The sequence below is a fragment of the Mesorhizobium sp. genome, assembly GCF_004962925.1.
GTDB lineage: Bacteria > Pseudomonadota > Alphaproteobacteria > Rhizobiales > Rhizobiaceae > Mesorhizobium.
The window spans coordinates 1-11,193 of record NZ_SUEO01000178.1; the positions used below are offsets into that span (position 1 = coordinate 1).

General features: G+C 62.8%; 12 protein-coding genes and 1 pseudogene. 1 reads left to right on the plus strand and 12 read right to left on the minus strand.

Annotated elements, in window-relative coordinates; genetic code table 11:
- From E5W87_RS26835 to E5W87_RS26860, 6 genes are all read right to left on the minus strand, one after another.
- On the minus strand, positions 1-805 hold an 805-nt coding region (locus E5W87_RS26835), incomplete at its 3' end, for an AMP-binding protein (protein ID WP_292404538.1).
- Entirely contained in the window at positions 798-1,496 is a 699-nt protein-coding gene (locus E5W87_RS26840) for a fumarylacetoacetate hydrolase family protein (protein WP_292404560.1), read from the minus strand. The genes E5W87_RS26835 and E5W87_RS26840, both read right to left, overlap by 8 nt.
- A 2-nt stretch (positions 1,497-1,498) precedes the next feature.
- Entirely contained in the window at positions 1,499-2,254 is a 756-nt protein-coding gene (locus E5W87_RS26845; protein WP_292404540.1) for an ABC transporter permease, read from the minus strand.
- A 6-nt stretch (positions 2,255-2,260) separates the two neighbouring features.
- A complete protein-coding gene (locus E5W87_RS26850) occupies positions 2,261-3,064 on the minus strand; it encodes an ABC transporter ATP-binding protein (RefSeq protein ID WP_292404542.1) in 804 nt (267 codons plus the stop codon).
- Between the two features lies 1 nt (position 3,065).
- Positions 3,066-3,893 carry an ABC transporter permease gene (locus E5W87_RS26855; protein WP_292404544.1) on the minus strand — a complete coding sequence of 276 codons (828 nt, stop codon included), beginning with the start codon at positions 3,891-3,893 and terminating at the stop codon, positions 3,066-3,068.
- Positions 3,894-3,905: 12 nt separating this feature from the next.
- Positions 3,906-4,901 (minus strand): ABC transporter substrate-binding protein, encoded by a 996-nt coding sequence (locus E5W87_RS26860; RefSeq protein ID WP_292404546.1) that lies wholly within the window; start codon positions 4,899-4,901, stop codon positions 3,906-3,908.
- A gap of 178 nt (positions 4,902-5,079) precedes the next feature.
- Between E5W87_RS26860 and E5W87_RS26865 the strand changes: the two genes are divergently transcribed.
- The gene (locus tag E5W87_RS26865) at positions 5,080-5,772 is read left to right on the plus strand and encodes a FadR/GntR family transcriptional regulator (protein WP_292404548.1); all 693 of its coding nucleotides are present in this window, start codon (positions 5,080-5,082) and stop codon (positions 5,770-5,772) included.
- Positions 5,773-5,840: 68 nt separating this feature from the next.
- Here E5W87_RS26865 and E5W87_RS26870 read toward each other — a convergent pair whose 3' ends face one another.
- The 6 genes and pseudogenes from E5W87_RS26870 to E5W87_RS26895 form a co-directional block, all read right to left on the minus strand.
- Complete coding sequence (locus tag E5W87_RS26870) at positions 5,841-7,268, minus strand: aldehyde dehydrogenase family protein (protein ID WP_292404550.1); 1,428 nt, start codon at positions 7,266-7,268, stop codon at positions 5,841-5,843.
- A gap of 40 nt (positions 7,269-7,308) precedes the next feature.
- Complete coding sequence (locus E5W87_RS26875; protein WP_292404552.1) at positions 7,309-8,394, minus strand: ABC transporter ATP-binding protein; 1,086 nt, start codon at positions 8,392-8,394, stop codon at positions 7,309-7,311.
- Complete coding sequence (locus tag E5W87_RS26880) at positions 8,384-8,992, minus strand: cupin domain-containing protein (protein ID WP_292404562.1); 609 nt, start codon at positions 8,990-8,992, stop codon at positions 8,384-8,386. Before E5W87_RS26880 ends, E5W87_RS26875 begins: the two co-directional genes overlap by 11 nt.
- A gap of 69 nt (positions 8,993-9,061) precedes the next feature.
- Positions 9,062-10,132 (minus strand): ABC transporter substrate-binding protein, encoded by a 1,071-nt coding sequence (locus E5W87_RS26885; protein WP_292404554.1) that lies wholly within the window; start codon positions 10,130-10,132, stop codon positions 9,062-9,064.
- Positions 10,117-10,995, minus strand: coding sequence for an ABC transporter permease (locus E5W87_RS26890; protein WP_292404556.1), 879 nt, complete (start codon positions 10,993-10,995; stop codon positions 10,117-10,119). Before E5W87_RS26890 ends, E5W87_RS26885 begins: the two co-directional genes overlap by 16 nt.
- Positions 10,992-11,193 (minus strand): annotated as a pseudogene (locus E5W87_RS26895) (ABC transporter permease); the annotation flags it as partial. The gene E5W87_RS26890 and the pseudogene E5W87_RS26895, both read right to left, overlap by 4 nt.

Consider the following 11,193-nt stretch of genomic DNA (forward strand, 5'->3'; position numbering starts at 1 on the left):
CCTCGGCATTGCGCGCCGCGCGCGGCAGGATCGCCTGATGCATGGTCGGCACGGCCGTGTACCAGCTCGGCCGCGCCTCGCCTAGCCAATGGAAGAAGCGCAGCGCGTTGAAGCCCGGCGTGCAGAAGACGCTGCCGCCGGCCGCGAGCGAGGACAGCACCGCTGCGATCAGACCATGGATGTGGAACAGCGGCATGATGTTGAGGCAGCGATCGCCTGATGTCAGACCGAGCGTGGCGCCGATATGGGCGGCCGAGGCGGCGAGATTGGCATGGCTGAGCGGCACCAGCTTGGGTCGTGACGTGGTGCCGGAGGTGTGCAGCAACAGCGCGATGTCGCCGTTCTCAGCCAGGCGGGGCGAAACAGACGGACCAACCGGTTTGCCCTCGATCTCAAAGCTGCCGGCTGGCGCGTCACCCCGCGCGACCAGCCTCAGCACAGCTATACCGAGACGCTCGGCAACCGCGACCGCCGGGCCGCTTTCGTCCTCGGCGACCAGGATTGCGTTGGCGCCGATGTCGGAGAGATAAAAATCGAGCTCATCGGCCCGGTAGGCCGGGTTGAGCGGCGCCGTGGACGCCGCAGCGGCCACCGCTACAAAGGCAGTCGCCATCTCCGGCCCGTTCGGCAGCACGATGGCCACCCGGTCGCCACGGCCGAGGCCCAGTGCATGCAGTTGCGCCGCCGTTTCGGAGATCAGGCGGCGCAGGCCGCCATGGGTGAGCGTAATCCGGTCGGGGGCCGAAACCGCCGGCGCATCATCCGCTCCGGCGACAAGCCGTTCAATGATCGACGCTTCAGACAACGCGAACCTCTAGGTCGCCGACGCCATCGATATGACCGCGAAGAACATCACCGCGAATAACCGCGCCGACGCCCGCCGGCGTGCCGGAAAGGATGATGTCCCCCGGCATCAACGTGAAAAGACCTGAGAGATAGCTGATCATTTCCGGAACTTTCCATATCATCTGGTTGAGGTCGCCGGTCTGTTTGCGCTCGCCATTGACGTCCAGCCAAATCGCTCCCTGGGTTGGATGACCGATCGAGCTTGCCGGAACCAATGGCGTGCATGGCGCCGATGCCTCGAAGGCCTTGCCGACCTCCCATGGACGGCCCATGTCCTTCGCCTTACCTTGCAGGTCGCGCCGCGTCATGTCGAGACCTACGCCATAACCGAATACGCAGTCCAGAGCCTTTTCGACCGCGATATCCGTACCGCCACTTTTGAGCGCCACGACCATTTCGATCTCGTGATGGACATCGTTGGAGGCCGGAGGATATGGAAATTCCCCTGTCGTATCGAGGTTGTCGGGGTTCTTCTGGAAGAAGAACGGCGGCTCCTTATTGGGGTCGTGTCCCATCTCGACTGCATGCGCGGCATAGTTCCGCCCGACGCAATAGACCCGGTGCACCGGAAACATCTTGTCGGTTCCCGCCACCGGGATGCTCGGGATTGCGGTCGGTTCGATGACGTAGCTTGAGGTCGTGCCGTGCATGTTCACTGTCTTGCTCCTGCATAGTATTCGACTTTGGCTTCGGCCCTTTCGATCAGTTCGGCGATCAGCAGGGCGAAGGCAAAAAGGATGATGGTCAAGGCCCAGAATTCGGCCATGCGGAAATTTCGCGAGAAGGTCTCGAACAGCGCACCGTAGCCGACGATGGCGACGAGCAACTGGCCGATGACGACGCCCTTGACGCCGCGGATGAGGCCGAGGCGGATGCCGGCAAGGATTTCCGGAAGAGCCGCCCACAGGATGATCTTGGTATAGAGCGCCGGGCGCGAAGCGCCATAGGAGCGCGCCATCTCGATCAGCGACGGCGAGATGTGGCGGACCCCGGCGCGCGTGTCGAGAACGATGATCCAGATCGCAAACAGGAACACCGCCGCAACGATCGTCTTCTCGCCGAAGCCGAACAGGATCATCAGCACCGGGACGATCGCCGAGAGCGGTGCGCTTGAAAAGATGTTGACCCACATGCCGAGCAGGTCGTCGGCAATCTTGACGCGTCCCATCAGGACGCCCAGTGGCACGCCGATCACGATCGACAGGGCCATGCCGATGGCGAAGGCGCGAAGGGTCGTTACCGTCGCGCTCTGCCAGGACGGGGTCTGCACCAGACCGACCGCTGCAGCCAGCACGTCGCTAAACGGCGGCAGCAGAAAGACAAGATCCAGCCGGCCGACGATTTCCCATACGACGCACCAGACGAGCAGGGACGCCATCATTGGTACACGGTAGCCAAACAAGGTCATGGCCGGTCATTCCACATATTGCTTCAGCCCCTGCCAGATCTCATCGACGGTATCGAGATAGTGCCTGTCGCGGTGGATGCGCTCCGGGTCGCCGGAGCGATCGATTTCCGGTTCGATGATCTGCGAAACCCGGCCGGGTCTGGGTGACAGCAACACGATGCGGTCGGAAATGTAGACCGCCTCCTCGATCGAGTGCGTCACGAAGATGAAGGTCTTGTTCTGGTTGGTGCGCAGCCGGATCAGGTCTTCCTGGAACTTCCGCCGGTTCTGCTCGTCGACGGCCGAAAACGGTTCGTCGAGCAGCAGAACGTCGGCATCGACCGATAACGCCCGTGCCAGGCCGACGCGCTGGCGCATGCCGCCCGACAGCTCGTGGGGATATTTGTCCTCGAAGCCGGCGAGACCCACCTCGGCGATGTAGCGGCGGGCGATCTCCTCGCGTTCGGCCTTGCTGGTGCCGCGCAATTCCAGCCCGAAGGCCACATTGCGTGTCACGGTCGCCCAAGGCATCAGCGCAAAGTCCTGGAACACGAAAGCGCGTTCGGGGCCTGGGGCGCTGACGCGCTTGCCGTTGATCGCGACGGTGCCGCCATCGGCCCGTATCAGGCCCGCTATGATCTTCAACAGCGTCGTCTTTCCGCAACCGCTGGGTCCAAGAAGGCTGGTCAGCTTGCCCCTGGGAAAGTCGAGATCGATGCCGCGCAACGCCTCGACATTGCCGTAGGTCTTGGAGATTCCCCTCACTTCCACGATTGAATCGATCGGTGCGGGAACCGGCGACGGTCCATTTCGCAATGCGGTCGCGCCCATGTTAAGCACCTCTACTCTCGGGCCTGAAAACACGGACTTCCACCCACTGCAAAAAGACGAGCGTGAGAGTGGAAAGCGCAATGATCGAGGCAATTGTTGCGTACATCTCGGCGTAGTCTGCGCGCGAGCGGTGGAAGGTGATGAGGTCGCCGATGCCGGTCGGGATAATCAGCAGCTCGGCGAGCACCACGCCGACGAACCCGGCGGCAACTCCGAGGCGCAAGCCGGCAAAAATCACCGGGCTGGCATCCGGAAGAATGATCTTGGCGACGGTTTGCCAACGTGTGCCCATAAACGATCGGCACATGACGAGCAGCGACTCGTTGACGTTGCGCACGGCCTTGTAGGTATTGAGCACGATGACCGGCAGCGCCAGGATCATGACGGCGAGCGTCTTGGCGGTCATGCCGATCCCGTAGACGAAGGTGACCATCGGAATAAAAGCGGCGACGGGTGCAGCCTGAAGCACGATGAACATGGGGATCAGCAGCCATTCGCCGGTGCGCCATAGGCCGCAGATCGTGCCGAGGCCGACACCCAGGAACGCCGACAAGACAACGCCGAGCACCAGCGGCTGCAGTGTCGGGATGTAGGCGGTTGCCAAGCTGCCATCGGCGAGCAGTCCGAAAAACGCGACGACCGTGTCGGAAAAGGTCGGGAAGGCGAAGCTGACGGGAATGCGGCCGGCCACCTCCCAAATCCCTGCGAACAGGGCGATCGACACAAGCCTGAGCAGGATCGGCTGGTCCCACGACGCGCCCGTGGTGTTGCGATTGGAAAAGGGAGCGAGGCCGGCAGCCTCACCGTCGGTTCTGATGCTTACGGCCATCCGGCAGGCCGCCTATTTCTTGCCGAGCTTGGCGACAGCGCGGTCGAGTGCCGAGACATCCCAGAAATCCTCGACCTTGAGGCTCGCGGGATCGCCTTCGATCTGGCCGGCAAGGCTGAAGAAGGCAAAGTCGTCTGCGGCCGCATCCGTTCCGCCGCCATTCAGCGCAAGACTGCCGGCTTCCGCGGTTTCCTTGTAGTATTCGGTGATTTCGCTGTCCGCTTCCGCGCCGAGATCGGGCAACAGTTTGTACTTGTTGCGGAGCTCGACTGCCACAGCCGGGTTATCGGTTATTTCCCGCGCAGTCTTCATCAATTCCTCGACCAGGATGTCGACGTCGGCGGCGTTGTTCTTCAGATAGTCTGCGGTCGCGAAAAGCGCTTCGTCGGAGGCTTTGAGATTCTCCACCGGCAGAACGATGAACTTGCCGGGGGCTTCAGCCTCAAGCGCGCGCCTGTTGGCGGCATCGACGATCGATGCCTTCAGCGTCCCCTGGAGCAGCGCGTTGCGGCGAACCTCGGAACCGGGGACATAGCTGATGTTGCCGAGCTTGATGCCGTGATTTTTCGCCATCAGGAGCATCACCGCCTCGGTGCCGGAGCCGCGCGCCTGAACGGCGACTTCCTGCCCGTCGAGATCCTTCCATTCCTTGTAGAATTCGCTGTTGACGACGGGAAAGAAGCGCAGCGTCGATATCTGCGCAAAGATGCGGATCGGCACGCCCACCTTCTGGATCAGAGTATAGGGCGTGCCGATGCCGACATCGGCCTGACCGCCGACGATCGCCTGGGCAGCCAGATCCTCGTCATTGAGAATAATGAGCTCGACATTCACGCCGCGTTCCTTGACGCGCTCTATCGCGGCGAGTGTCTGGATGGATTCTATACCCGGAAGGTCGCCGAATGCGATGCGCATGTCGCCTGCATTTGCGGCCGCCAGAGGCGATGCACATGCCAGGACCGCGGCGAAAGCGGTGGCAAGGATGGTACGTCTGGATACGCTGGCCATTGTCATTCCTCCCGTTTTTTGTAACCATTGCCTTAATTGGTTAAAGTTATGGGCCCGATTGGTCAAGGCGAAATTGCGGCGTGTCGGACACATTCGCCCAGAAAGCTCGGCAGTTGACGGTTTCAGCTAATCGTTTTAACACCGGCTAAGGGAAAACATATGCGAATTGGTTAAATTGATGGACGATCCCGGTAATGGCGGCCACGCCGCCCTGGTTCAGCTTCAGGCCTATCTTGCCCAGATGGACCATTCCGGGGAAACCCGGCTGCCTGCGGAGCGGGAACTGTCCGAGAGCCTCGGCGTATCGCGCGGCGATCTTCGCAAGGCGCTGGCGGTGCTCGAGAAGGACGGCCGCATCTGGCGTCACGTCGGCAGGGGCACCTTCGTCGGCAGCGGGCCGGTCGAAGAGACGATCGGGATTTCCGAAATCGCCGGGCGCACAAATCCGGCCGACGTGATGCGCGCGCGCCTCATCATCGAGCCCGAGATTGCGCGCGAAGCGGCGCTGCATGCCACGCTTTCCGATATCGCAGCGATGCGGCAATCGCTGGTGCAGACGCGGGAAGCCGTCACATGGCGGCAATACGAGAACATCGACAATCTGCTCCACCGCCAGATTGCGCAGGCGAGCCGCAACAATGTGCTGCTCGGCCTGTTCGACGTCCTGAACGCCGTGCGCCGAACGGTGGTCTGGGGACGTCTTCGTTCAGATGGCGCCCATCCTCCGGCGGACCATCACAGCTTCGCCGATCATGAGCGGATCGTCGAGGCGATCGCCGAGCGCGATCTCGGCGGCGCGGCGGCCGCGATGCGCCTGCATCTCCAGCAGGTCGAGCGGCGCTTGATCCCTGTCCGCGAAGCCGCCGAATAGTTCGGATTGGCCACACTACAGCGCCGCGCGTCCTGCTTGAACGCGCGGCGCTGTTCGGGGGTCATGCGCTAGGCGCTGTAGCCGATGATGCCCTTGATCTCGAGGAAATCGTGGATCGCCCAGTCGGCGTATTCGCGGCCGTTGCCGGACTGCTTGTAGCCGCCGAAGGGCGCGAACGTGTCCCACTCGGGATAGTTGATCGAGACCTGTCCGGCGCGCAGGCGGCCGGCGACTTTTCGCGCGTGATCGATATCCCCAGACTGCACATAGGCGGCGAGGCCATAGACGGTGTCGTTGGCGATCTTCACTGCGTCGTCGTCGTCATCATAGGAGATGACCGAAAGCACCGGCCCAAAAATCTCCTCCTTCTCGATGGTCATGCCCGGCGTGACGTGACCGAAGACGGTCGGCCTGACATAATAGCCGCGGTTGAGGTGCTCCGGCCGGCCGGGACCGCCGGTGACCAGCGTAGCACCCTCGGCGATGCCGGCCTCGATCAGCCGCTGGATCTTGTCAAACTGGATGTTACTGACCACCGGACCGAGCTTGGTCTCTTCCGAGCGCGGGTCGCCCACCTTGTGCGCTTCGGCCGCTTTCTTGGCGATCGTCAGCGCCTCATCGTGGCGGGCGGCCGGCACCAGCATGCGCGTTGGCGCGTCGCAGGACTGGCCGCTGTTGCCGAAACAGGCGTTGACGCCCTGGCGCACGGCCGCCTCGAAGTCGGCATCGGGAAGCACGATGTTGGCCGATTTGCCGCCGAGTTCCTGCGCCACGCGCTTGACCGTCTCGGCCGCCGTCTTGGCGACGATGATGCCGGCCCGGGTCGAGCCGGTGAAGGAAACCATGTCGACATCGGGATGGCCGGCCATGACCTGCCCGACATCCGGACCGGTGCCGTTGACCATGTTGTAGACCCCCTTCGGCGTGCCTGCCGCTTCCATCACTTCCGAAAAGACGATGCCGCTGATCGGCGCGATCTCGGAAGGCTTCAGCACCACCGTGCAGCCAGCGGCGATCGCCGGCGCCACCTTGCAGACGATCTGGTTGAGCGGCCAGTTCCACGGCGTGATCAGTGCGCAGACGCCGATCGGCTCCTTGACCACCATGGTGCCACCGCGCTTCTCGCTGAATTCGTAATCCTCCAGTGCCTTGATGGTGGATTCCATATGCGCCCTGCCCGCCCAGGCCTGCGCTTCGCGCGCCCAGGTGATCGGCGCACCCATCTCCTGGGAGACAGTCTGCGCGATATCCTCGTAGCGCTCGTTGTAGACCTCGAGGATGCGCTTCAGCAGCTTGAGGCGCTCGGCTTTGCTGGTTTGGGAAAAGGCCGGAAAGGCCGCCTTGGCCGCTGCCACGGCGCGATCCACATCCGCCTTCGAGCCCACGGAGATTTTCGTGTAGGCCTCTTCGGTGGACGGGTCGATCACATCCAGCGTTGCCGGCACCACGGGCGCGACCCATTTTCCGCCGATAAAGAAGTTCAGATGATTGCTCATGGGGTAATGCTCCGGTTTTCTGGAAAAGATAGGGAACAGATCAGCTGGGTAGCATGGGGCAGTTAGCGCCACGGCGCAGGCTGATATGCGCCACGTCGCCGACGCTGAATTGAAAACCTTCCGCCCGGCGTGGTGCGTCGATCACCACCGGTATCCCCTGCCCCAATTCGGCGTGCAGGCGCAAGGTACGACCGTGAAAGACGATGCTGCTCACCCGCACCGGAGCAGTGCCGGTCGCGGCTTCGGTCGCCGCCAACAGATCCTCCGGACGCACGCCGATGGTTCGCACCGCGCCTTTACCCGGTGCTTCGCCGGTTTCCGAGGTGGCTTCCAGTGGCAAGGCGCCGGCATTGAAACGCAACCGATCGCCGTCACGGCCGACAAAGTGCGACTGCAGCAGGTTCATCGTGCCGATGAAACTGGCGACGAATTTGGTGGCGGGCCGGTCGTAGAGCGTTGCCGGCGGTGCGATCTGCTCGATACGGCCCTTGTTCATGACGACGATGCGGTCGGAGATCGACAGCGCCTCGGTCTGGTCGTGGGTGACCATGACGAAAGTGGTGCCGAGCCGCGACTGCAGCCGCTTCAGCTCGACCTGCATCTGCTCGCGCAGATGCGCGTCGAGCGCCGACAGCGGCTCATCGAGCAACAGCACACGCGGTTCGCAGACGATGGCACGGGCAAGCGCGACGCGCTGGCGCTGGCCGCCCGACAATTCGGAGACCCGGGCACCGAGCTTGTCGGCAAGGCCGACCATGTCGAGCGCGTCTCCGACGCGCTTTGCCTGTTCTGCCCCGGAAAGCTTGCGCAGGGATAGGCCGAAGCCGACGTTTTCGGCAACGTTCATGTGCGGAAACAGCGCATAGTCCTGGAATACGGTGTTGACGGGACGGTCGAAGGGCCGCAGCGAAGTGATATCACGGCCTTCGAGCAGCACCCGCCCGCTTGACGGGCTTTCGAAACCAGCGATCACCCGCAGGCTGGTGGTCTTGCCGCAGCCGGAGGGCCCGAGCAATGTCAGGAACTCGCCGCGGGCAATGTCGAGATCGACGGCGTCGAGACCAACGATGCCGCCGGGGAACATCTTTGACACCGCGTCCAGCCGGACGAGAGGATCAGGCGCCATCGCGAACCTCGGACGGCTTGGTCGTGTTGACCCAGAGGATCTGGCAGCGCTCGACGCCCGGATTGCGGAAGGCATGCAGCAAGGTGCTCCTGAAGGCGAAGCTGTCGCCGGCCTTCAGCCCATAGGTGGTTGAATCGACCACAAGTTCGACTTCGCCCGACATGACGAAACCGAATTCGTGGCCTGCATGAGCGTAGGCTTCGGCAGTGCCGCCGCCGGCTTCCACCGTCACCAGCATGCCGGTGAGCGTAGCGGCCGGCGGCGACAGCAGCGCCTTGGCAATGCCTTCCGATTTCACCGGGATTTGCCGACGGCTGTTGGCGCGCACGCAATAGAGGTCGTTGCCGGCATCGTTGCCGTCGGCGATCAGCGCCGAGGGCTCGATGTCGAGCGCGGCGGCAAGCGGCCAGATCACCTTGACGCGAAGCGAGGACAGGCCGCGCTCGATCTGGCTGAGCGCACCGATCGAAACGCCGGCCTTGGCGGCAAGCTCGGCCAGCGAAAGATTGCGTCCCAGCCTGAGCGCCCGCACGCGCCGGCCGACCCTCACATCGGCGTCGTCCTTCGGCTTTTCAGCCGCTTCGTCCAGCATGTCCATCAGTTCGACCTCGTTTTCGGTATCCAGGAGTGGCGCCGCGCAGTCGAAACCGCGCGGCACCTCAGAAGCTCAACCGCCTGCCTTGACCTTCTCGAACATCTTGGCGAGTTCGTCATTCTGTTTCATCGGCCCGGTGAAGACAGTGGTCTTCAGCATCACTTCCGGATCGGACGGCAGCTGCAGTTTCTCCAGTTCTTCCTTAGGCACCGCGGCGAAGGCCGAGCTGATCGAGCTGCCATAACCATAAGCCTGGATCAGGTATTTTCCTGAATCCGTCTCCAGCCGGCTGTTGATGAAGTCATAGGCGAGGTCGATGTTCTTGGCGTCCTTGAGCATGACGAAGCCGCAAGCCCAGGTCAGCATCCCTTCCTTCGGCTTCATGAATTCGACCGGAACGCCCTGCTTCTTGAGCGACGTGGCTGACGCATTCCAGGTCATGGCGGCGACCAGTTGGCCGCTGGCCAGTGCCTGTTCCACCGAGGTCATGTCGGTGGTGTAGTTCGAGAGCAGCGGGCGCTGCTCGCGCAGCTTTTCCGCCACCTTGTCCATCTGTTCCAGCGTCATGTCGAATGGATTGACGCCGGCGAGAAGGGCCGCCACCACGGGCGTGTCGTGGACGGCGTCGATCGTCGCCATACGCCCGGCATATTGCTTGTCCCACAGAAGGTTCCAGCTCGCTTCCGGGTTCTTCACGAGATCGGTGCGGTAAAGGATCGAGGTGTTGCCCCAGTCCCACGGCACCATCCAGACCTTGCCGTCGCCGGCCTGCAGGTCGGGCAGGTTCTTGAAGACCGGAAAAATCGAATCCCAGTTCTTGATGCGTTTGGTGTCGATCGGCTGCAGCAGGCCTTCCTTGTTCCAGCGCGCCACCTTGTCGTAGCAGGGGTGCGCGACGTCAGGGCGGAAGCCGGCCTTGACTTTGGTGAAGGCGTCATCGTCGTCGCCGAACATCGAGGCCTCGACGCCATCGGGGTGCGCGGCGAGGAAACTCTTGTTGAAGTCGGGCAGTTCGTAGCCTGACCATGTGAAATACTGCAGCTTGTCGGCCGCAAACGCGACGGTCGACGATAGCGCCAGCGCGAAGGCGGCCAATCCGGCTTGGACTGTCTTGCGATTTATCGATTTCAGGTGGAATGCCATTGCAGTTCTCCTCTTTCGGTTTCTGCTGGTTTGGACAGGTCGGCGGGCACCGGCCGCTGAGCGGCGGCAAGCCCGCGATGGCGCAGGATTTCGGCCATTGCCGCGATGACGAAGGACACGGCCAGGATTGCCGTGCCCAGCGCCATGACGGTCGGCAGCGACTTCGGGAATCGCAGCTGGCTCCAGATATAGAGCGGCAGCGTCGGCTCGGTGCCGGCCAGGAAGAAGGCGACGATGAACTCGTCGAAGGAGGTCAGGAAGGCCAGCATGAACGCCGACACTATGGCGGGCAGGCTGAGCGGCAGCATGACCCGCCTGAATGTCGTCCAGTCGGAAGCGCCGAGATCGAGCGCGGCCTCGCGGATGGTCTTCGGGATAGCGGCGAAGCGGCTTTTCATGATCACCACGGTCGTCGGCAGCGCCACCAATATGTGGCCGAGGACGATGGCGATGCGCGATGGACCGAAGCCAATGAGATTGACCAGGATCAGCAGCGAGATACCGACGATGACACCGGGGATCAGGATCGGCAGACGCGCGATGGCGCTGATCGTGGCGGCAAGCGGCGAGCGGCCGTAGAGGTCCATATAGGACACGGTGACGCCGCAAAGCGTCGCGCCGGTGGCGGCAATCGCACCGATGACGAGGCTGTTGGCAAGAGCGCTGGACAGCGCCGAATTGCCGAACAGCGTCGCGTACCATTCAAACGTGAAGCCTTGCAGCGGAAACGCCGCCTGGATCGAAGCGTTGAAGGAGAAAAGCGGGATCAGCGAGACCGGCAAATAGAGAAATACCAGATAGACAAGTACATAGGCGCCGAGCCAACTCCCACCTTTCTTAGCGTCTATCCGCGCGGCGCTCATGTCCGGCTGCCAAACCTGCGGTCGGCGAAACGCACGACCAGCACCACGGCGAGGATGACCAGCATGACGGCGACAGCGAGCGCTGCGCCAAACGGCCAGTCATTGGCCTTGCCGAACTGGGCCTGGATCAGCGTGCCGATCATGGTGCTGGCAGGGCCGCCGACCAGCGCCGGAGTGACATAGTCGCCGACCGTCGGC

Bases quoted from the DNA above. Each gene is read 5' to 3' on its own strand.
- E5W87_RS26840 (WP_292404560.1), bottom strand. From the start codon at position 1,496: ATGCACGGCACGACCTCAAGCTACGTCATCGAACCGACCGCAATCCCG.
- E5W87_RS26885 (WP_292404554.1), bottom strand. From the start codon at position 10,132: ATGGCATTCCACCTGAAATCGATAAATCGCAAGACAGTCCAAGCCGGA.
- E5W87_RS26855 (WP_292404544.1), bottom strand. From the start codon at position 3,893: ATGGCCGTAAGCATCAGAACCGACGGTGAGGCTGCCGGCCTCGCTCCC.
- E5W87_RS26865 (WP_292404548.1), top strand. From the start codon at position 5,080: ATGGACGATCCCGGTAATGGCGGCCACGCCGCCCTGGTTCAGCTTCAG.
- E5W87_RS26845 (WP_292404540.1), bottom strand. From the start codon at position 2,254: ATGACCTTGTTTGGCTACCGTGTACCAATGATGGCGTCCCTGCTCGTC.
- E5W87_RS26875 (WP_292404552.1), bottom strand. From the start codon at position 8,394: ATGGCGCCTGATCCTCTCGTCCGGCTGGACGCGGTGTCAAAGATGTTC.
- E5W87_RS26890 (WP_292404556.1), bottom strand. From the start codon at position 10,995: ATGAGCGCCGCGCGGATAGACGCTAAGAAAGGTGGGAGTTGGCTCGGC.
- E5W87_RS26860 (WP_292404546.1), bottom strand. From the start codon at position 4,901: ATGGCCAGCGTATCCAGACGTACCATCCTTGCCACCGCTTTCGCCGCG.
- E5W87_RS26880 (WP_292404562.1), bottom strand. From the start codon at position 8,992: ATGGACATGCTGGACGAAGCGGCTGAAAAGCCGAAGGACGACGCCGAT.
- E5W87_RS26850 (WP_292404542.1), bottom strand. From the start codon at position 3,064: ATGGGCGCGACCGCATTGCGAAATGGACCGTCGCCGGTTCCCGCACCG.
- E5W87_RS26870 (WP_292404550.1), bottom strand. From the start codon at position 7,268: ATGAGCAATCATCTGAACTTCTTTATCGGCGGAAAATGGGTCGCGCCC.